Origin of the sequence: Deinococcus sp. HSC-46F16 (genome assembly GCF_024171495.1) — a bacterium.
Taxonomy (GTDB): domain Bacteria; phylum Deinococcota; class Deinococci; order Deinococcales; family Deinococcaceae; genus Deinococcus.
Genome location: NZ_JALJZW010000003.1, coordinates 293,991 through 313,165, shown reverse-complemented (window position 1 = coordinate 313,165; position 19,175 = coordinate 293,991). Strand labels below are relative to the sequence as shown.

The 19,175-nt window shown below is 71.3% G+C and carries 14 protein-coding genes; 4 read left to right on the top strand and 10 right to left on the bottom strand.

From position 1 onward, the window contains the following. Nucleotides 1-2 precede the first annotated feature (2 nt). Nucleotides 3-977, bottom strand: a complete 975-nt coding sequence (locus tag L1280_RS08935; RefSeq protein WP_253581770.1) for an NADPH:quinone oxidoreductase family protein — start codon at nucleotides 975-977, stop codon at nucleotides 3-5. Between the two features lie 110 nt (nucleotides 978-1,087). On the opposite strand from L1280_RS08935, the gene L1280_RS08930 reads away from it, so the two are divergent. After that, the gene (locus L1280_RS08930; protein ID WP_253581768.1) at nucleotides 1,088-2,884 is read left to right on the top strand and encodes an acyl-CoA dehydrogenase; all 1,797 of its coding nucleotides are present in this window, start codon (nucleotides 1,088-1,090) and stop codon (nucleotides 2,882-2,884) included. 9 nt (nucleotides 2,885-2,893) lie between these two features. Here L1280_RS08930 and L1280_RS08925 read toward each other — a convergent pair whose 3' ends face one another. Together L1280_RS08925 and L1280_RS08920 are read right to left on the bottom strand one after the other, a co-directional pair. Beyond that, a complete protein-coding gene (locus tag L1280_RS08925; protein WP_253581766.1) occupies nucleotides 2,894-3,424 on the bottom strand; it encodes a DinB family protein in 531 nt (176 codons plus the stop codon). An 88-nt stretch (nucleotides 3,425-3,512) separates the two neighbouring features. Next, on the bottom strand, nucleotides 3,513-5,348 hold the full coding sequence (locus L1280_RS08920) for a S8 family serine peptidase (RefSeq protein WP_253581765.1): 1,836 nt from the start codon (nucleotides 5,346-5,348) through the stop codon (nucleotides 3,513-3,515). 242 nt (nucleotides 5,349-5,590) lie between these two features. Here L1280_RS08920 and L1280_RS08915 point away from each other — a divergent pair, with 242 nt between their 5' ends. After that, entirely contained in the window at nucleotides 5,591-7,969 is a 2,379-nt protein-coding gene (locus L1280_RS08915; protein ID WP_253581764.1) for a tetratricopeptide repeat protein, read from the top strand. A 10-nt stretch (nucleotides 7,970-7,979) separates the two neighbouring features. Here the strand turns inward: L1280_RS08915 and L1280_RS08910 are convergent, their stop codons facing one another. After that, complete coding sequence (locus L1280_RS08910; protein WP_253581763.1) at nucleotides 7,980-9,263, bottom strand: hydroxyacid-oxoacid transhydrogenase; 1,284 nt, start codon at nucleotides 9,261-9,263, stop codon at nucleotides 7,980-7,982. A 210-nt stretch (nucleotides 9,264-9,473) separates the two neighbouring features. Between L1280_RS08910 and L1280_RS08905 the strand changes: the two genes are divergently transcribed. Both L1280_RS08905 and L1280_RS08900 read left to right on the top strand, forming a co-directional pair. After that, nucleotides 9,474-11,183 (top strand): long-chain-fatty-acid--CoA ligase, encoded by a 1,710-nt coding sequence (locus tag L1280_RS08905; protein ID WP_253581762.1) that lies wholly within the window; start codon nucleotides 9,474-9,476, stop codon nucleotides 11,181-11,183. A gap of 666 nt (nucleotides 11,184-11,849) precedes the next feature. Beyond that, the gene (locus L1280_RS08900) at nucleotides 11,850-12,296 is read left to right on the top strand and encodes a response regulator (protein ID WP_253581761.1); all 447 of its coding nucleotides are present in this window, start codon (nucleotides 11,850-11,852) and stop codon (nucleotides 12,294-12,296) included. Between the two features lie 364 nt (nucleotides 12,297-12,660). Here the strand turns inward: L1280_RS08900 and L1280_RS08890 are convergent, their stop codons facing one another. Genes L1280_RS08890 through L1280_RS08865 form a run of 6 tightly spaced genes read right to left on the bottom strand, consistent with a single transcriptional unit; the run spans nucleotide 12,661 to nucleotide 19,160 of the window. After that, the gene (locus L1280_RS08890; protein WP_253581760.1) at nucleotides 12,661-13,218 is read right to left on the bottom strand and encodes a hypothetical protein; all 558 of its coding nucleotides are present in this window, start codon (nucleotides 13,216-13,218) and stop codon (nucleotides 12,661-12,663) included. Between the two features lie 28 nt (nucleotides 13,219-13,246). Further along, nucleotides 13,247-14,554, bottom strand: coding sequence for an ABC transporter permease (locus tag L1280_RS08885; protein ID WP_253581759.1), 1,308 nt, complete (start codon nucleotides 14,552-14,554; stop codon nucleotides 13,247-13,249). Beyond that, nucleotides 14,551-15,294: an ATP-binding cassette domain-containing protein gene (locus L1280_RS08880; RefSeq protein WP_253581758.1), complete on the bottom strand. Its 744-nt coding sequence runs from the start codon at nucleotides 15,292-15,294 to the stop codon at nucleotides 14,551-14,553. The genes L1280_RS08885 and L1280_RS08880 overlap by 4 nt, the downstream gene beginning before the upstream one ends. After that, nucleotides 15,291-16,718: an efflux RND transporter periplasmic adaptor subunit gene (locus L1280_RS08875; protein ID WP_253581756.1), complete on the bottom strand. Its 1,428-nt coding sequence runs from the start codon at nucleotides 16,716-16,718 to the stop codon at nucleotides 15,291-15,293. Before L1280_RS08875 ends, L1280_RS08880 begins: the two co-directional genes overlap by 4 nt. A gap of 1 nt (nucleotide 16,719) precedes the next feature. Continuing rightward, the gene (locus tag L1280_RS08870) at nucleotides 16,720-17,751 is read right to left on the bottom strand and encodes a TolC family protein (protein WP_253581754.1); all 1,032 of its coding nucleotides are present in this window, start codon (nucleotides 17,749-17,751) and stop codon (nucleotides 16,720-16,722) included. Continuing rightward, the gene (locus L1280_RS08865) at nucleotides 17,751-19,160 is read right to left on the bottom strand and encodes a TolC family protein (protein ID WP_253581753.1); all 1,410 of its coding nucleotides are present in this window, start codon (nucleotides 19,158-19,160) and stop codon (nucleotides 17,751-17,753) included. The genes L1280_RS08870 and L1280_RS08865 overlap by 1 nt, the downstream gene beginning before the upstream one ends. Nucleotides 19,161-19,175: the final 15 nt, after the last annotated feature.

The window sequence follows — 19,175 nt, the reverse complement described above, 5'->3', positions numbered from 1 at the left end:
GGTCAAGGGGTGACGACCACCTTCCCGGTCACCCGCCGCTCCAGCAGCGCCCGCAGCGCCTCCGGGGTGCGCTCCAGCGGGTAGCGTCCACTCACCAGGGGCCGCACCGTCCCGTCCGCCACCCACCCCAGCAGCCGGGCGAGGTTGCGGGCGTTGGCGCGGGGGTCACGCCGGGCGAATTCGCCCCAGAACACGCCCACCAGCGACGCGCCCTTGAGCAGCGGCAGATTCAGTGGCAGTTTTGGAATCCCGCCCCCCGCGAACCCCACCACGAGGTAGCGGCCGCCCCAGCCGATGGACCGGAAGGCCGTCTCCGCGAAGTCGCCGCCCACCGGGTCGAAAATCACGTCCGGTCCCTGACCATCCGTCAGTGCCTTGACCCGCTCGCGCAGATCCTCCGAGGTGTAGTTCAGCGTCTCGTCGGCTCCGTGCTCGCGGCAAAGGGCCAGCTTTTCCTCGCTGCTCGCCGCCGCGATGACCCGAGCGCCGAGCGCCTTGCCGATCATGACGGCGGCCAGCCCCACGCCCCCCGCTGCCCCCAGCACCAGCAGCGTCTCACCCGGCTGGAGGTTCGCCCGGTCCACCAGCGCGTGCATGGTGGTCCCGAAGGCGAGCGGCAACCCGGCAGCGACCTCGGTGCCCACCCCATCGGGGAGCGGCATCACGGCATTCGCTGGAGCGAGCAACCTCTCCGCAAAAGCTCCGGTCCCGGTGAACGCAGCGACCCGCTGCCCTACCCGCAGGTGCGTTACGCCCTCGCCCACCGCCGCGACCGTCCCAGCGGCTTCCGCCCCCGGCGTGAAGGGCAGGGGAGGCTTGACCTGGTACTGCCCCATCACCATCAGGGCGTCGGGGTAGTTCACGCCCGCCGCCTCCACCCGCAGCACCACCTCGCCGGGGCCGGGCGTGGGGTCGGGGACGGTCTGGACGCTGAGGGCTTCGGGTTCGGCAAAGGCGGTGCAGGTCACGGCACGCATGGAAAACCTCCGGTGGGACGGGGAAGAAGGGGTCTGAACGTGCCCTATAGTAAACGCCAGCGTTCACAGTTGACGTTCACGGACATTCCGCCTTGAAAGGAGCACCCCCGATGGCCCCCTTCCTGTCCCGCCGCGACCTCCAATTTCAGCTTTACGAGGTGCTCGACACCGCCGCGCTGCCCCAGCGCCCCCGCTTTGCCGAACACTCGCGCGAGGTCTACGACGACGTGCTGAACCTCGCCTACAGCGTGGCCGAGCGCTACTTCGCCAACCACCTGCGCGAGGCGGATACCCACGAGCCGCACGTGGTGGACGGCAAGGTGAAGCTGCCCCCGCAGATGGCCGACGCGATGCGGGCCTTCCGGGACGCGGGCTTTTTCAGCGCCCACCACGACGAGGAGCTGGGCGGGTTGCAACTGCCCTGGGTGGTCATGCAGGCGGTGCAGGCGCACTTTCAGGCGGCGAACATCTCCACGAGCGGGTATCCCTTCCTGACCATCGGGAACGCCAACCTGCTGCGCGAGTTCTCGTCCGAGGAACAGCAGGCGAAGTACCTCACCCCCCTGCTGGAAGGCCGCTGGTTCGGCACGATGGCCCTCTCCGAGCCGCATGCCGGGTCCGGGCTGGCCGATATCACGACGACCGCCACCCCGAAGGAAGACGGCACCTACACCCTCACCGGGACCAAGATGTGGATTTCGGGCGGCGAGCACGAACTCTCGGAGAACATCGTCCACCTCGTCCTGGCGCGCATCAAGGGCGCTCCGGCGGGGGTGAAGGGCATCTCGCTCTTTATCGTGCCGCGCTACCGGGTGGGGGCGGATGGGCAGCCCGGCGAGTCCAACCACGTTGTCCTGGCGGGCCTGAACCACAAGATGGGCTACCGGGGCACCACGAACACGCTGCTCAACTTCGGGGAGGGTGGCGAGACGGTGGGCGAACTCGTGGGCGAGCCGGGGCAGGGGCTGGCGCAGATGTTCCACATGATGAACGAGGCCCGCATCGGCGTCGGCATGGGCGCGGTGATGCTGGGGTACGCGGGGTACCTCGCCAGCCTGGAATACGCCCGCGAGCGGCGGCAGGGGCGCCCGCCCGGCAACAAGGACCCCCACGCCGAGCCGGTGCCCATCATCGCGCACCCCGACGTGCGCCGGATGCTGCTGCGGCAGAAGAGTTTCGTGGAGGGCGGCCTCGCGCTGGGCCTCTACGCCTCCTCGCTGGTGGACGACCTGCATACCGGGCCGGAAGAAGGGCGGAAGGACACCGGGCTGCTCCTCGACCTGCTGACGCCGATCGTCAAATCCTGGCCCAGCAAATACAGCCAGGAAGCGCTGGGCGACGCGATTCAGGTGATGGGTGGGGCGGGGTACACCCGCGACTCTCCGGTCGAGCTGTACTACCGCGACAACCGCCTCAACCCCATCCACGAGGGGACGGAGGGGATTCAGGCCCTCGACCTGCTGGGCCGCAAGGTGACCCAATCTGGTGGGCGCGGCCTGACCGTGCTGCTGGAGCGGATGTCGGCGGACCTGACAGCCTCCGAGGAGCTGGAGGGGGTGGCCGAGATTCGCACGGCGCTCGCCACTGCCGTCGCCCAGAGCACGGCGGCCCTGCGCGGGCTGCTGGCCCAGGCCCCGACCCTCGGCCCAGACCGCTTTCTCGCCAATGCCCACAGCGCCCTGGAGATGCTGGGACACACGGTCGTGGGCTGGATGTGGCTGCGGCAGGCGGCGGTGGCGGCCCGCAAGTTGCCGCAGGCGCGGGGCGAGGGCGCCGACTTCTACCAGGGCAAACTCCACGCCGCCCGCTTCTTCGCCGTGTATGAACTGCCCAAGGTCAAGGCCCACGCCGACCTGCTGGCGAGCGCGGACCCCACGACGCTGGAGATGCAGGAGGCGTGGTTCTAAAGAGAGGGCTTACCCCGCCCGTTCCAGTTGCCGCCGGTGGTGGCCGACGTGGTAGGCCGCCATCCGCAGCCAGTCCAGCGCGGTCAGGTCACCCATGAAAGGGTGGAAAAAGGTGCGGTCCGGGTCGTCCCCAGCCTGACCCGCCAGCGTCAGCAACTGTCCCCGCACCGCCGCGTGCCGCCCCGCCAGGGCCGCCCAGGGCTGATCGGGTCCGGGGCGGGTGCCCTCCGGGGCCTGACGCTTGCCCGCGACCTCCTCGCCGGGAACGCGCGGCGTGGGCCGCAGCGGGCGGTCAGAGGCCAGCAGCGCCGCAATTCGGGCGCTGCTCTCGTTGACGAGGAGGACGTGCTCGGCCTCCTGCGCGGCGGTCCACTCGCGGCCGGAAAGCGGCTGATGCCAGCGGTCCTGTGAGCGGGCCACAACCGCCTCGAAGGCGTCCAGCTCGCGGGTGAGCCGGGCGGCGACCTCATCCCCGTTCGTGCCCAGGCGGCGCAGCATGGCGGCGGCCTGGGCCCAGTTTTCCTGTTGCTGTTGGGTCATGCCGCAGTGTAGGACGCCTACATACCAGGGAGAGGGGGCAGGAGAACCCGGCGTGGGTTCCACTCCCCCTCCCGTGACGGCTTGGGCTTTAGCGGCGCACCAGCTTGTCCACTTCGGCGGTCCCGGTGTAGCTCGTGGAGCCGTTCAGGAAGCCCTTGAGGACGACCTTCCAGTTTCCAGCCACCGGGCTGGGGATGCTGACGGCCTCGCCCGTGCTGGTGCCCTGGGCGCTGGAGCCAACCAGGCGCCCGGCGGGGTCGTAGACCTCCAGGTCGAGGTCGTAGCCGGGGTTCCCCCACTCGGTCGCCACCCGCAGCGCCGAGGCGCCGCTGGGCACACTGATCGTCTGGGTGTGCTGGGCGGTCGTCACGCAGTTCAGGAGGGGAGCGCAAATGCTGGGCGCCACCGTGCCGGTCCAGCCGGGAAGGGCGGTGGTCTGGAGGGTGTAGCGGCTGGTGTTCAGGCGCACCGCCTCGCGGACGGCGGCGTTCGCGTCCACGTAGCCGTAGCCCACTTCCCACTCCTCACGCTGCTTGGTCACGACCTGGTTGGGGTCGAGGCCGTTCGTGCTGGTTTCGGTGTAGTACATCGGACGGCTGGTCTTCTTGAAGATCTCCAGCACGCGGTCGAGGTTGAGGCTGGGGTTGGCCTGCAGCATCAGGGCCACGACGCCACTGATGTGGGGGGTCGCCATGCTGGTGCCGCTGATGGTCGAGTACAGCGGGTTGTCAAGGTCGGGCACGGTGGTCGCGGCCAGCCCGGTCAGTGCACGGGCGGCGCTGATGTCCACGCCGGGGGCCGTCACGTCGGGGTGAACCAGGCTGTCCCCGGCGCGGCCCCGCGAGCTGAAGTCGGCGAGATAGCCCTGCTTGTCGCCCGCCGCCACGCTCAGCACGCAGGGGCTGGCCGAATAGGGGTTGAGGGTGTTGGCGCCCGGTCCCTCGTTGCCCGCCGCAAAAGTCACGATGATGCCTGCGTCGTAGGCCCGCTTGGCCGCCAGGCTGATGGGGTTGTAGGGGGCGAACTCGCCGCTCGAGCCCCAGGAGTTGCTGATCACGCGGATGTTGTGGGTTTCGCGGATTTCCGGCTTCAGCACGTAGTCGAAGCCTTCCAGCGCGTACAGGATGCTCAGGGCGTCCCCGGCTCCCACGCCCACCAGGGTCGCGCCGGGCGCCACGCCTTGCCGCTTGTTCGCGCCTTCCGAGGCCGCCCCGCTGCCGCCGATGGTGCTCGCGACGTGGGTGCCGTGGCCGCTGGAGGTGTCGGTGTTGGGCAGCTTGACGTGCAGGTAGCCGCCCACGCCCAGGTCCACGACCGGGCCGACCAGCTTCACGTTCTCGGCCATGTGGCTCAGGTCGGCGTGGGTGCCGTCCACCCCCGAGTCAATGATCGCCACGCCCACGCCTTTGCCGTCCACCCCGTAAGCGCTGCGGGCCACGTCCGCGCCGATGTACGAAACGCTCTCCTTGAGCAAGTAGCGCAGCGGGGCGTCCTGATAGATCGACACCAGACCGGGCAGGTTCGTCTTGAGGCGCTCGATCAGGTCCGGCGTCACCAGCAGCTTGGCGGCCACGACAGGCAGGTTCTCCAGCGCCCCGAGCCCTCGGCCGAGGTCCAGCGGCAGGTTCGAGTCCATCCAGTGCACGGCGCGGCCCTTGCTGGTGTCGTCCGCAAAGGAGAGGATCAGGGTGCCGACCTGCCCGTAGCTCATGCTGCTGTCCACCTGAACGCCCGAGGGGGACGTCGCATACAGGGCCTGGCACTCGGAGAGGGTGGTGGAGGTCATGGTCTTCACGGCCTGCGTCTGGAGGGCAGCGCCCTGTGCGGTGGGGCTGCTCTGGGGAGCGCGAACGGTCGGGGTGCTTTGCCCGCAGGCGGCGAGGAGGACGGTCAGGCTCAGGGCGGCGGGGGTGAACTTCTGCATCGGCGGTCCTCCAGATGGGGGTGAGCGGCGGGTGTGGGCTGACTTGAACGTTGCGGTCATTTCAACAAAGAGGTCTCAAAAAAACCGCAAACCCTCATGCCAGACGGCATTTCTGGGAATTGTATGAAGGAATGCTTTACACTGGGATCGCCATGCCCCTGTGCCCACGCCTGCTTCAACGGCTGTCTTCCCTGCCCCCCCGGATCGTGGCTCCCGTAGAGGTAGGGGTGGGGCAGGAGGGGATGACCGAATGGGCCAGGAGCCATGCCCTGCCCGTCTGGCGCGACCCCCCGCCCCCCGGCGAGGCCCGCTGGCTGTGGTGGCCGCGCTCACGCCGGGAACTGGCCGCATGGAGCGAACAGGCGGATTCACTGGAGACGGCCCCCCTGGTCCTGAGTGGCGCCGAACTGCGGCTGACCCAGGAGGAGTGGCGGGCCGCCCTGAGCGGGGACCCTGCTTGGGCCGACCACACCTTCGGGCTGGCGCAGGGCTGGCCTGCGGCTTTAGAGCTGGCCCGTGGGCTGGCGGGTCACCTCCCCGAGGAGGAATGGGAGGAGTGGTTCCGCCATCCCCTTGCCGACGTGCGGCTGGCTCCCTTCCTCCCGCCCACCGAGCTCCGGGAGGCGGCCCGCGCCCTGGCCCTGACCCCGCTCGTCACCCCAGAGGTCGCGGCGCGGTTGGGGGTGGCTTCCCTGCAGGTGGATGCCCTGACGGACGGCGGTTGGTTGTGGCCGGTGGCCGGGGGCTGGAGCCTGCCCGGTGTGCTGCGGCGCTGGCTGTGCCCGCTGCCGGACCCGGCCCTCGCCCGCGAAGTGGCGGGGATGCTGCACCGGGCCGGACGCACGCCCCAGGCCCTGACCCTGCTGCGCGAGGCGGGGGCCTGGGACGATCTGCTGACCCTGCAGGCCCGCGAGCTGCGGGTGGGCGCGGGACCCGACGCGCTGCGGCTAGCCCTGCGCGGCCTGCCTCCCTTCTGGCGCGAGCAGCCCGCCGCGCTGTACCTCGCCGGAGTGCTGGCCCGCGCCTGCGGCGACCCCGCCCGCGCCGAGGAGCTGTACAGCCGCGCCCTGCCGGACCTGCCCCCCACGCTGCGGCCCCTGGCCCTGAATGCCCGCGGGGTGGTGCGGGCGATGCGCGGCGAGTCGGCCGGGGCGCTGGAGGACCTCGGGGGCGCGGCGCGGGCGGGCGGCCTGACCGGGGGTGAGGCCGCGCACAACCGCGCGACCCTGCTCGTGCAGCTTGGCCGTCATGCCGAGGCCGAGCGCGACCTCGGCGACGCAGTGGCCGCCTTCCGTGAGGCGGGTGATCTGGGGCGCGAGGCCCGCAGCCTGGAAGCCCTGGGGGCGCTGCACTTCGGCCGGGGCCTGCTGACCGAGGCCCTGGGTCCTTACGGGCAGGCGCTGGCGCTGCTGGAAGGCCACCGGCTGGGGGCGACGGCCCTGACCCACGTCAATCTCGCCGAGGTCCACGCGCTGCTCGACGACCCGGCGCAGGCCCGCACGCACCTCGCCCGCGCCCAGGCGCTGAGCGTGGCTCCCGACCTGCGCGGCTGGGTCGCGCGGGTGCAGGCGCTGCTTGCCTTGCAAGGCGGGCATCCCCGCACCGCCCGCACCCTGCTGGAGCAAATCCCGACCGAGGACCCCAGCCTGCGGGCCGAAACCGCGCTGCTGTTGGCCCGCACCTGCCGCGAACTTGGCGACCCCGACGCCGCCCGCGCGGCGCTGGAGGAGGCCCGGCCGCTGGGCCTGCGGGCCGACCTCGAAGCGGCCCTCCAGGGGGAGGGGGACCTCGGTGCCGTGGTCGAAGAGGCCCGGCGGGAGGACGCCCGCCTGGAACTCGCCACTGCCCTGCTGCACCGGGGCACGCCCGAGGACCTGACCGAAGCGCTTGCCCTGATTCGTGCCCACGGCTACCGCCCGCTGCTGCGGGGGGGCACGGCGCACCGTCTGGTCGCCCACGCGGGAGACGAAGCCACCCGTGCCCTCTTCCCGCTGGAGATCCGGGTGCTGGGGCCGCTGCGGGTCACGCAGGCCGGACGGGTCTGGGAGTCGGGCGACTTTCCCACCCGCAAGAGCGCGGCGCTGCTGGTGGCCCTCGCACTCTCGGGGCGCTCGCAGCCGCGCGAGGGGCTGGCCGAACGCTTCTGGCCCGGCGCCAAGAATCCGGTGGCCAGCCTCCAGACTGCGATCTACCACCTGCGCAGCACCTTCGGGGTCAGCCCCATCAGCAGTGCGCGGGGACGCCTCACTCTGACCTTCCCGGTGCGCAGCGACCTCGCGGACCTGTATGCCGCCGTCACCGACCGCGACCCGGAGCGCCTCGGGGTCCTGATTCGCCGGGAGGCCACTCCCCCCACCGTCCTCCCCGACCTCGCCGCCGAGCTGCACGAGGAACGCGAGCTCGCTGAACGGCTGGTGCTCGACGCCCTGCAGGTGTACGCCGCTGCCCAGCCCGGCGACAGCGTGGAGCGCCGCGACGCCCTGCGTGCTCTGATCGGCGCGGACCCTCTCGACGTGGGGGCACGCACTGAACTGATCGACTGGCACCTGGCCCGTGGGGAGCACGAAAGCGCGGCCCAGGAGCGGACCCGTCTGGAAGAGGTGCAGCGCGAACTCGAATAGCTGGGTGGGGCTACAGCGACGCCCGCAAGATGGCCTCCAGGTCGGCGGCGCTCGGCGTGCGGGGGGCCACTGCGAGGAGCCGCTGCTGCTTCAAGGCGCCCTCCACCAGGGCGGGCAGGTCGGCCTCGCTGTACCCGAGTTCGGTCAGGGTGGTGGGTGCCCCCACGTCACGCATCAGGTCGCGCAGCGCGTTTGGCAGGGCGTCTGCGTCGTCGGGAGCATACTCGCGCCCGGTCAGCAGGGTCGCGGCCCGCACATGCTTTTCGGGGTCCGCCGCGAAGGTGAAGCGGAAGGCGGCGGGCGCGGTCACGATCACGCTGTAGCCGTGCGGCACAAAGGCGTGGTCGGTGGGATACCCGGCGGCCCGGTAGGTGTGCCGCAGCCCCGCGATGGGGTACGCGCAGGCGTGTGGGATATGCACTCCGGCCGACCCGAAGCCCACCCCCGCCATCGTCGCGGAAAGCATCATGAAGCCCCTCGCCTCCAGGTCGTCCGGCCCTTGCACCGCCCGGCGCAGGTATTCGCCGCCGAAGCGCAGGGCCTGCGCCGACCACACGTCCGCGACCGGGTTGCTGCCCTGGTAGGGGGGGCGGGCGGCAGGAGAATCGGGCCGGGGGCGCGAGGTGTAGGGGCGGCTGAGCAGGCTTTCGGCCGCGTGGCACACCACGTCCAGGCCTGCCGACGCGATCACGCCCGCCGGGGCGGTGCGCGTCAGTTCGGGGTCCACCAGCGCCTGCGCGGGCCGCAGATACCTGTGGCTGATCCCGCTTTTGATTCCCAGGTCCGGCAGGTCGAGGATCGCCACCGTTGTCGCCTCCGACCCCGACCCAGCCGTCGTGGGAATCGCCAGCAGCGGGCGCAGCGGCCCCGGCACCGCCCGGCCGCCGCCCACCGGGGGGTTGACCCAGTCCATCACCGCGCCGCCGTGGGTGGCGAGCAGGTTGGCGACTTTCGCGGTGTCGAGTGTCGAGCCGCCCCCCAGCCCCACGAAGCCGTCGGCCCCCGCTTCCCGCGCCGCCGCGCCCGCCCGCTCGAGGCTGGGAAGGTCCGGCTCGACCCGCACGCCCGTGTAGAGCACGACCTCCACCCCGGCTCCGCGCAGGCTGTTCAGCACGCGCCCGGCCGTTTCGCCCCCCGCCAGCGCCGGGTCCACCACCACGAAGGCCCGGCGCATCCCCAGCCGCGCCGCCTCCCAGCCCGCGTCGGCCGCCGCGCCGGAGCCGAACTTGAAGGGGGTGGCCTCGACGGTAAAGAGGGTCTCGTGGGTCGTTTCGGGCGCGGGCGGCTGGAACATGGGTGGACCTCCTGCGCTCCAGCCTACGGGGTTCAGGCGGAAAGGGACGGCCGGGGGGGCTTTTCCGCCTGCTCGTCACGTGACGAGCAGCACCCCGCCTTTGCCGTGCGAGCCCCATGCCCTACACTCCAGGCACGCACAACATACGTTCCGGCCGCCCGCCTCCCCGCAGCGGGGGCAGGTGGCCCGGCTCTCCTCCGGAGGTTTCTCATGTCGCACGATCCCGAACTCCACCTGCCCACCGAGCATCCCCGACCGGTCGCCCCGGCCACCCCCACAGCGGGCCGCTACTGGCCTCCCGGCAAGCCCCGCCAGCTCACGCTGCCGCGCACCGGGCTGATGCACAACCTGCGCGTGTCGGCCGAGCGGTATCCCGACAGGGCGGCGATGTGGTTTTACGGCCGCGAGCTGAGCTACCGCGAACTGCGTGAATCTGCCGAGCGCCTCGCCGGACACCTCGCCGCGCAGGGGGTGGGCAAGGGGGACCGGGTGGCGGTGTGGCTGCAGAACAGCCCCGCCTGGGCCATTGCCGCGCACGCCGCGTGGCACCTGGGGGCGGTTGTGGTGCCCCTCGCGCCCATGCTGCAACCGCGCGAGTTCGGCTTCTTCCTGGGGGACGCGGGCATCCGGGTGGGTGTGGTGGGCGCCGAGCTGTACGAGAAGGCGAAGCAGGGGGGGCTGGCCCACGCGGTCGTCGCCAACGTCATGGCCGGGACCGATGCGGAGCGGGCCGGAATCCCGCTGCCCACCGAGCTGGGCGTGACTCCCGAACTCCAACCCGGCGACGTGACCCTGGAAGAAGCGCTTCAGGCCGCCTCCGCCCCCGCCGCCGAGGTCGGTCCCGACGATCTGGCGGTCATGCCCTATACCAGCGGCACGACTGGGCTGCCCAAGGGCTGCATGCACACCCACCGCAGCGTGCAGGCGAATGTGTTCGGGGCCGGGGCGTGGGTAGACGGCACGGTGGAGGACGTGTTTCTGGCCTCGCTGCCCTTTTTCCACGTCACCGGCTTCGTCAACAGCCTGCTCGCGCCCCTCAATGGCGGCGGCACCATCGTGGCGATGGCCCGCTGGGACCGGGACGCGGCGCGGAAGCTGATCCGCGACCGCGGAGTCACCCTCTGGACGAACACCGCCACGATGGTCATCGACCTGATGGCGTCACCGAACTTCGATCCGGCGGACCTCGCCAGCCTGCGCAGCGTGACGGGCGGCGGCGCGAGCCTCCCGGCGGCCATCGGACAGCGGCTGCTGGACCTGACCGGCATCGCCTTTGCCGAGGGCTACGGCCTGACCGAGACGATGGCGCAGTCGCATTCCAACCCCAAGGGCCGCCAGAAGCTGCAGTGCCTCGGCGTCGCCCTCTTTGGGGTCGACGCCCGCGTCCTCGACCTCGACACCGGGCGCGAGCTGCCTCCCGGCGAGATCGGGGAGATCGTGATGCACGGCGAGCAGGTCATGCAGGGCTACTGGAACCGCCCCGAGGCGACCGCCGAGGCCTTTGTCGAGCTGGACGGCAAGCGCTTTTTCCGCTCCGGGGACCTGGGCTACATGGACGAGGAAGGGTACTTCTTCTTCACCGACCGCCTCAAGCGCATGGTGAACGTCTCGGGCATGAAGGTCTGGCCCGCCGAGGTCGAGAACCTGCTGCACGGCCACCCCGACATTCAGGAAGCCTGCGTGATCTCGGTGCCCGACGAGCGCACCGGCGAACGCGCCCGCGCCCTGATCGTGCTCAGGCCCGGCGGGCAGGCCACCGCCGAGGAGATCGAGGCCTGGGCCAGAACCCAGATGGCGACCTACAAGGTGCCGCGCGACTACGAGTTCGTGGAGAGCCTGCCGCGCGGGGCGACCGGCAAGGTGGCGTGGCGCCCCCTTCAGGAACAGGCCCGCGCCGCGATGGCCGCCCGCCAGGGTTGAGGCGCCCCCCGACCGGGAGCGGCTCATACGGCTTCCGGACCAGCAGTCCCAAAGACTGTTCACCCCGAGCGGACTGGCAAAGCTGCGAAGCAGAGCGAGCAGGAGCGCAACGGTGGCCGGGAAGGGAGTTCTCCACCCGGCAGTGTTCCGGGCGGAGAACGGAGTGGACGGCACCCGGATCACCAAGGGTGCGGACAGTTTTGGTGGGCCAACGAGGGGAGTGGGGAGCACTGCCGTCTGGGACGCCAAGCCAGCTCACCCCCTCCCGACCTCCCCCTCAAGGGGAGGAGCTGAAAGCGCTATGTTCCTCGCACTTTGCTGACATGGAAGTGCCAACAGTCCGCACCATTGATCACGCCCGCTGGCCCTTCCGGCTGGTGGGTGAAGTCCGGGTGGGGCGGGCGCCGCTCGCCCCTTTACCCCATGACGCGGGGTCTGGAAAGCTGGCGCAGGTGGGTCCGGGTCGCTGCGGCCCCCTGACCGAAACCCTGCTCCGCCGCGTCCTTTCTCTCGCGCGTGGCCACTCCTAAAGACCCCCTTCATGCAAAAAAGAGCGGCGGGCGGCGGTGCTCCGCTAGTTTTGGCGTATTTTTAGTCGTCCGAGCGTTGGCGCTTTCCGGTCCGCCAGGCTCGTCCGGTTTCAGCCCCCAGGAGTCCGCCTACCCCATGACGCCCCACAAACCCATCGAGATTCTGCTGGTCGAGGACAACCCGGCCGACATCCTGCTTACGGAAGAAGCCTTTGAGGAGGCGCACTTTCCCCACCGCCTGCACGTCGCCCGCGACGGGGTGGACGCCCTGGCCTTCTTGCGGCGCGAAGGCCCCTACGCGGCAGCCGCCGTGCCCGACGTGATCCTGCTCGACCTGAACATGCCGCGCATGGGCGGGCTGGAGGTGCTCGACGTGCTGAAGGTGGACGACGCCCTGCGCAACATCCCGGTCGTCGTGCTGACCACCTCGCGGGCCGAGGGCGACATCTGGCGCTCGTACAACCTGCACGCGAACGCCTACATCCCCAAACCCGTCACGGTCAGCGAGTTCGTGGAGGTCATCAAGTCCTTCGGCACCTTCTGGTTCGCCACGGCGGCGCTGTCTCCCAAAGAACGGCCCTGACAGGGTTCAGCCCTCTCCGGGGGGAGACTCGCAGAGCTGCTGGCAAACCTGCACAGCGCCGCGGGAGAGGGTTGGGCGAGGGGTCTTTCGCCGCCGCAGACGTTTTTCCGTCAAATGCTCGATGGCCCTTCTCCTGCTCGGTGTTTATCCACTTCCTCGGCAGGGACGCGGCGGTGCCCAGGTCGCGCGTGCTCCCCGCGACGTTCCCGCTGGTTCGGGCGAGTTCGGCGGCGTCTCGATCGAACTCGGCGCTAGATGTTCTGCCGCGGGTCATGAGGGCGCCTCCTGTCTTCGAGGCTCATCCCATCTCCGCCGTACCGGGTCCCCCTCAACCGGACTGACGGCGTGCCACCACCGCTGAAGCCTACTTTTTCCGCAGCAGGGCCAGATAAGCCTTGAGACGGTCGGCTGTCGGCCCCTGCACGAAGGGGTTGAAAGCGTCGTCCTGGGGCGAGCGGGCGGCGGCTGTGCCCGGGGTGCCAGGGCGCTGCTGGCCCTGCGCCGCGCCGATCCGGCCCGGTATCCCCGGAATGCTCACGCCCGCCTGTCGCTGGGGCTGACCACTCTGCGCCTGCGCCCGCCGGGCAGCCCGCTCCTCCTCAGCCTCGATCAGCAGGCTGTCGAGTGCCGTGAGTTGACGGCCCGTCAGGATTTTGGTCTCGATCTGGGTCAAGTACTTCTTGGCATCGTTCGGCTGCACAGCCTTGGCTTTTTGCAGGGCGGTCAGGATGGTGATCAGTGATTTGGCCTGCGTCTTCGTCACGGCGGTGGCCTTGTTCTTTTCCAATTCGGGCAGCAGACGCACCGTCTGTGCGAGGTCCAGCACGGGCTGCCTCTGGGCCATCCGGGCGCCCGTCTGGGCGGCGGCGACGGGGAGGAGGACCAGAAAAAGGGTCAGGGCGAGCGTGCGGCGCTGGGTCATGAAAGGCTCCTTGAACTCGGAGGGAGGGTCACTCGTACCGGAGGCTGTCGACCGGGTCCAGCCGCGCGGCGCGGGCCGCCGGGTAATAGCCGAAAAACACACCCACAAAGGCGCTGAAGAGGAAGGCCACCACGATGGGCGCGGCGGAAAAGACCGGACTGATGCCGAAAGCACTGCCCGCATGGGCCGCGCCGATCCCCAGCGCCAGCCCGATCAGGCCGCCGCCGACCGACAGCAGGGCCGCTTCCACCAGAAACTGGGTCAGGATGTCGCGGGGCTTGGCGCCCAGCGCCTTGCGAATGCCGATCTCACGGGTGCGCTCGGTCACGCTGACCAGCATGATGTTCATGATGCCGATACCGCCGACCAGCAAGCTGATGCCCGCGATGGCCCCCACCAGGAGGGTCAGGGTGGTCGTCACGCTGCTGAGGCTCGCCAGCGAGTCGGCCTGGTTCTGAACCTGGAAGTCGTAGCTTTCGGGGTCGGTCAGTTCGTGCCGCTCGGCGAGGAGCGCGGTCACGTCGGTCTGGAGAGGCGTCAGGTCGTCTTTGTCACTGGCCTGAAGGTAGACGTTATTGACCGTAGGCTCGCCGCTCGCACTATTGGTGCGGGAGAAGCGGCGCAGGTAGGTACTCAGGGGAATCAGGACCTGCGCGTTGGCGTTGCCGAAACCGCTGTTGCCCTTGTCGGGCAGCACGCCGACCACCGTGAACGTCACGGCACCCAGGCGGATCTTCTGGCCCACCGGGTCACTGCCGTCAGTGAAGAGGTCGGTCGCCACCTGCGAGCCGACCACCGCCACGCGCTTGCGGTCCTCCAGGTCGGCTTCGGTGAAGTAGCTCCCGCTCTGGACCGGGCTGTTGCGGACGGTCTCGTAGGCGGGCCAGGTGCCCAGCAGCGTGACCTGGGTGTTGGCGCTTCCGACCTTGGCCTGCACGCTGCTCTGCGCGGTCGGGGCCACGCCCGCGACCCGCTCCCCGAAGGCCCCGGCCAGCGCCTCGGCGTCCTCCAGCGTGACCGTCTGCCGGGGGCCGCCGCGCACCAGCGAGCCGCCGGGCTGGCCGCGGGCACTCTGCACGGTCAGGAGGTTGGTGCCCAGCGATTCGAGGTTCCGGGTCACGCCCGCCGTGCTGCCCTGCCCGATGGCGGTCAGGGCCACGACCGCCGCCACCCCGATGATGACCCCCAGCGCGGTCAAAAAGGACCGCATCGGCGTGCCCACGATGGCCCGCCACGCGATCACGAAGGCCCCGCCCAGGCCGATGCCCCCACGGGTCGGGGACCGGGCCTCTGCCGCCTCGCGGGCACCCGTGTCGGGCTGACCGGCCACCGTCACGGCGCCGCCTCGCCGGGGAGGGACGTCGGGAGGGGCGGGCGGTGGGGCCTTTGCCGCTCGTCGCGCTCGATCAGGCCGTCGCGGACCCGCACCACCCGTTCGGCATAGGCGCCGATGTCGGCCTCGTGGGTGACCAGGATGACGGTGGTGCCCTGGGCGTGCAGCCGGGCGAAGAGGCCCATCACCTCCTCGGACGTGCGGGTGTCGAGGTTCCCGGTCGGCTCGTCGGCCAGCAGCAGCCGGGGCCGCCCGGCCAGCGCCCGCGCGATCGCCACCCGCTGCTTTTGCCCGCCGCTGATCTGGCTGGGTAAGTTGCCCGCCTTGTCGGCCAGGCCGACCTGCGCCAGCATCTCCAGCGCCCGTTCCCGGCGCTCGCGGGGGGGCAGCCCGGCGTAGGTCAGCGGGACTTCCACGTTTTCCAGCAGCGTCTGGCGCGGCAGCAGGTGAAAGGCCTGGAAGACGAAGCCCAGTTCACGGTTGCGTGCCTCGGCCCGCTCGTTTTCCGTCAGGGTGGTGACGTCGCGCCCGGCGAGGTGGTAGCTGCCGCTGCTGGGGCGGTCCAGCAGCCCGATCATCTGCATCAGGGTGGTCTTGCCGCTGCCGGAGGGTCCCATCAATGCGACCATCTCCCCCTGGTGAATCTGGAGACTCACGCCGGACAGGGCTTCAAAGACCACGTCGCCCTGGGCGTAGGTCTTGCGCACGTCTTGCAGCTCCACGACCGGCGGAACAGGGGTCACGGTGCTCCCCCGAAGCCCCCCGGAGGGCCGCCCGCTGCTCCGAATCCGCCCTGACCCTGCCTGGGCTGGCCGGAGGAGGCTGGGGCGGCGCTGCGGCTGCCCGGCACCACGACCTGCTGTCCCGGCGTGAGGCCCTCCTCGACGATGGTATTCGTTCCGTCCGTCGCGCCCAGGGTCACCCGGACGCGCTCCGGTTCGGCCCCCTCCTCGCCGGGCATCTGCACGTAGCTGCGCCCCCGCACGGTCTGAATGGCCCGCGCGGGCACCAGGAGGCCGGACGCCTCGCTCTGGATGATCTCGGCCTCGGCGGTCATGCCGGGGCGGAGCAGGCCGTCGGCGTTGTCCAGCGTCACGGTGGCGGTAAAGACGCTGATGCCGCTTTCCTGGGTGGCCCCCGGCGACACCCGGACGACCTCGCCCCGGAAGGTCTGGTCCTCGCGGGCGTCCAGCGTGACCTCGGCGGGCTGCCCGGCCTCCACGCCGCCGATCTCGGTCTCGTCGACCTGCACCGGCAGATTCAGGGTGGTGTCGTCCAGCAGGGTCAGGAGGGTGGAGTTGGAAGCCAGGGGGGCGCCCTCGGTGGCGCCCACCGCGCTCACGACGCCGCTGATGGGCGCGTAGATCTTGAGGGCGGCCTGGTCCGCCTGGGCCGCCTCCAGACTCTCCTCGGCCTGCTGCACCGCGAGCTGCGAGCTGCGCAGGTCCTGGGCGCTGCTCTCGGTGCTGGCCTGGGCCTGCTGGCGGGTGCCCGCCGCACTCGTGCGGGCGCTCTCCAGGCTGCTGCGGGCACTCTGCACCCCGGCCTGCGCGTCGGCCACGGCGTTGCGGGCGGCCGCGAGGTCCTGGGCGCTCACGGCCCCGACTGCGTAGAGCTGTTCCTGGGCGTTCAGGGTGGTGCGGGCGCTGGCGAGGGTGCGCTCCGCGTCCGCGAGGGTGGCCTGCGCCGCCGTCACGCTGGCGTCGGCCTGCGCGGCACTGCTCTGCTGGTTGACCCGGCTGGCCTCCTGCGAGGCCCGCAGGGCGTCCAGGCTGGCACGGGCCTTTTGCAAGTTCAGCTCGGCGGTGCGGACCGCCGTGGTCACGTCGTCACTGGTGAGGGTGGTCAGGAGTTGGCCCTTCGTGACGCGCTCGCCCACGGCGGGCAGCGTGCCGACCGTCACGTTGCGGCTCACGCCCACCGTGCGGGTGGCGGCGGCCTCCAGGGTGCCGGGGCCGCTCACGCTGACGCGCACGGTGCCGGGCTGCACAGGCTGAAGCTGGGTGGTCACCGCCGGGGCCTCGGCCTCGGCCCCGCGGGTGCGGCTGTACCACACGCCCCCGCCCGCGCCCAGCAGCAGCAGCCCCGTGAGCACCCAGGGCCAGCGCCTCCGGCGGCGGGCCGGGCGGGTCACCGTGGTGGATGAGGTGGTCGTGGTGGGGGCCATCTCAGGTCCCCACGATGCCGGTCAGGTTCTGCCCCGAGGCCACCGACAGCGCCGCGAGCGATTCGAGCACGTTGCCCTGTGCCTGGAGGCGGGCGAACTGCGCTTGCTTGAGGGCGAGCTGCGTCTGTTGCAACTCCACGGCGCTGATGGTGCCGCTCTTCAGGCGGGCGCTGTCCTGGTTGTAGCTCCGCAGGGCGGCGCTCTCGCGGCTCTGGGCGACCTTGAGCTGCTCGGCGGCGTTCTGGGCGGTCTGGTACGCCGAGGAAAGGCCCGTGTTCGCGTTCTTCTGCGCGGCGTCCAGCGCCCGCTGCGCGTTGGCGAGGGCAGTGCGGGCGTCTTGCAGGGTGCGGGCGGGCGTGAAGTCGTTGTCGGAGAGCTTGACCGTGAGCTGCGCGGCGGCCACGTCCTGTTCGGCGCCCACGACCGAGGTGAGGTTGTTTTCCAGGCCCGAGCGCAGCGCGGCCAGCGTGGTCTTGAGGGTGGGGAGCGTGCCCAACCCGGACGCCCGCACCCCGGCTGCCAGCCCGGTCAGGCTGGCGAGCTTGCCGGAGGCGAGGTTCACCTGCGCCCGCGCGTCCGCGAGGCCCTGGGTGCTGCCCGAGAGGGTGTTCTGGGCCTTTTGCACGTCCAGCGCGGTGGCGTTGCCCAGGCCGCGCTTGACCTGCGCGACCTGCACGGCCTTCTGGTCGACCTGCACCTGAAGGCTCTGCAATTCCACGTTCTCCTGCGCCTCCAGCAGGGTCGTGTAGGCGTTGACCGCGCTCTGAAGGGTGGAGAGCCGCGCGGCCCGCAGCCCGACGGTGGCGAGCGTCTGCGCCTGTTCCGCCGACAGCTTGGCGGCGGCGAGGGTGCTGGGGTCGGCCTGCGCGGCGCGGTTGGCGGCGGTGGCCCGGTCCAGGTTGGCCTGCGCGGTGCGGACCTCGGTGCCGCTCGTCAGTGCGGCCTGCACGGCGCGGGTGACCGAGACGGCGGTCTGGGCCGCAGCAGTGGGGAGCAGCAGGGCCAGGCCCAGGGCGAGGGTACGGGTCTGCATCACAGGGAACCTCCGGCGGCGTTCTCGAGTCGAAGAAGGGCGGTCTGCCCGGCGGCGCGGGCCTGCACGAGGTCGCGTTCGGCCTGCGCGAGGTCCAGCGCGGCGGCCGTCACGTCGTCCGCCGTGGCGGTCCCGGCCGAGAGGCGGGCCTGCGCCGCGTCCAGGGCAGAGCGGGCCACCTCCACGGCGGTCTGCCGGGAGCCCACGGCGAGCGCGGCGCTCTGGGCGGCGCTGTAGAGGGTGCGGACGTTGAGTTCGGCATTCTGCTGGGCCACCCGCAGAGACAGCTCGGCCTGAGTGACGCCCGCCTGCGCCGCCGACACCTGTGCCCGCAGCGCCGGGGAATAGAGGACGTAGCTGCCGCTGAGGCTGGCGGCCACCCGGCTGTCCCCCCCCGCTGCGCTCCCCCCGAAGGGCAGCGAGTAGCCCACGCCCGCGCTGCCCGCCTTCACGTTCAGGCTGGCACTCAGGCCGCCGCCGCCGCTGGGGCCGTACCGCACGCTGGCGGTCAGGTCCGGCAACCGCACGTCGCGCTGCTGCTCTTCGAGCGATTCCTGGGCAGCAGCAAGAGCGTTTTGCGCCTGAAGCACCTCCACGGTCCCGATTCGGGCGCGGGCCACCAGCGCGTCCAGGTCCGGCAGGGCGGCGCTGACTACGGGAGCGCTGGCGAAAGTCACGCCCGTCAGCGGCTGCCCCAGCACCGCCGCGAGGCCCAGCCGCGCCCCCTCCAGGCTGGTCCGCGCCTCCGTCAGGCTGGCCTGCGCGAGCTGCACGTTGGCCTGGGCGATCAAGGCAGCCTGCTCGGTGGCGTTGCCCTGCTCCCGCTGGGTCCGGGTCACCGCGAGCTGCCGCTGGCGCTGGGCCAGGGTCCGCTCGGTCAGCGTCACGTCCTGCTGGGCGACGACCGCCGCGAGGTACTGGGTCACCACGTTCAGCCGGGCACCCGACTGCGCGGCCGCGAGGTTCGCCTGCGCCAGCGTGAGGCTGCGCTGCGCTGAGCGCAGGCTGGCCTGCCCGCTCGACCAGGGCAGCAGGCCCAGGCTGGCCTGCACGCCCGCGCTGCCCGAGAGGCTCCCCGGCGTGGCCGCAGCGCTGCCGTCTTCCGCCGTCCCCGCGCCGCCCGCATAGGTCACGTTCCCGGTCACGCTGACGCTGAGGCCCAGGGCCGTCCGGGCAGCCGTCAGGTTCTCCTGGGCCACCCGCACGCTGAGCTGCGCCGCCGCGACGCTGGGGGCCTGCGCGAGCCGGGCCAGGGCTTCTTCGAGGGTCAGGGCGGCGGGAGCCGCCTGGGCTGCCGTCATCTGTGCGGTCGTCGCCTGGGCCTGGGCCTGCACGTGGCCTGCACCCAGCAGCAGGAACAGCACGAGGCCCCGGCCCGCAGGCGTCCGGGGAGGAGGTGGGGAAGTCATGCCTCCACCCTGGGG

Coding starts and splice junctions, on each gene's coding strand:
- L1280_RS08935 (WP_253581770.1), bottom strand. CDS start 977: ATGCGTGCCGTGACCTGCACCGCCTTTGCCGAACCCGAAGCCCTCAGC.
- L1280_RS08930 (WP_253581768.1), top strand. CDS start 1,088: ATGGCCCCCTTCCTGTCCCGCCGCGACCTCCAATTTCAGCTTTACGAG.
- L1280_RS08925 (WP_253581766.1), bottom strand. CDS start 3,424: ATGACCCAACAGCAACAGGAAAACTGGGCCCAGGCCGCCGCCATGCTG.
- L1280_RS08920 (WP_253581765.1), bottom strand. CDS start 5,348: ATGCAGAAGTTCACCCCCGCCGCCCTGAGCCTGACCGTCCTCCTCGCC.
- L1280_RS08915 (WP_253581764.1), top strand. CDS start 5,591: ATGACCGAATGGGCCAGGAGCCATGCCCTGCCCGTCTGGCGCGACCCC.
- L1280_RS08910 (WP_253581763.1), bottom strand. CDS start 9,263: ATGTTCCAGCCGCCCGCGCCCGAAACGACCCACGAGACCCTCTTTACC.
- L1280_RS08905 (WP_253581762.1), top strand. CDS start 9,474: ATGTCGCACGATCCCGAACTCCACCTGCCCACCGAGCATCCCCGACCG.
- L1280_RS08900 (WP_253581761.1), top strand. CDS start 11,850: ATGACGCCCCACAAACCCATCGAGATTCTGCTGGTCGAGGACAACCCG.
- L1280_RS08890 (WP_253581760.1), bottom strand. CDS start 13,218: ATGACCCAGCGCCGCACGCTCGCCCTGACCCTTTTTCTGGTCCTCCTC.
- L1280_RS08875 (WP_253581756.1), bottom strand. CDS start 16,718: ATGGCCCCCACCACGACCACCTCATCCACCACGGTGACCCGCCCGGCC.
- L1280_RS08870 (WP_253581754.1), bottom strand. CDS start 17,751: ATGCAGACCCGTACCCTCGCCCTGGGCCTGGCCCTGCTGCTCCCCACT.
- L1280_RS08865 (WP_253581753.1), bottom strand. CDS start 19,160: ATGACTTCCCCACCTCCTCCCCGGACGCCTGCGGGCCGGGGCCTCGTG.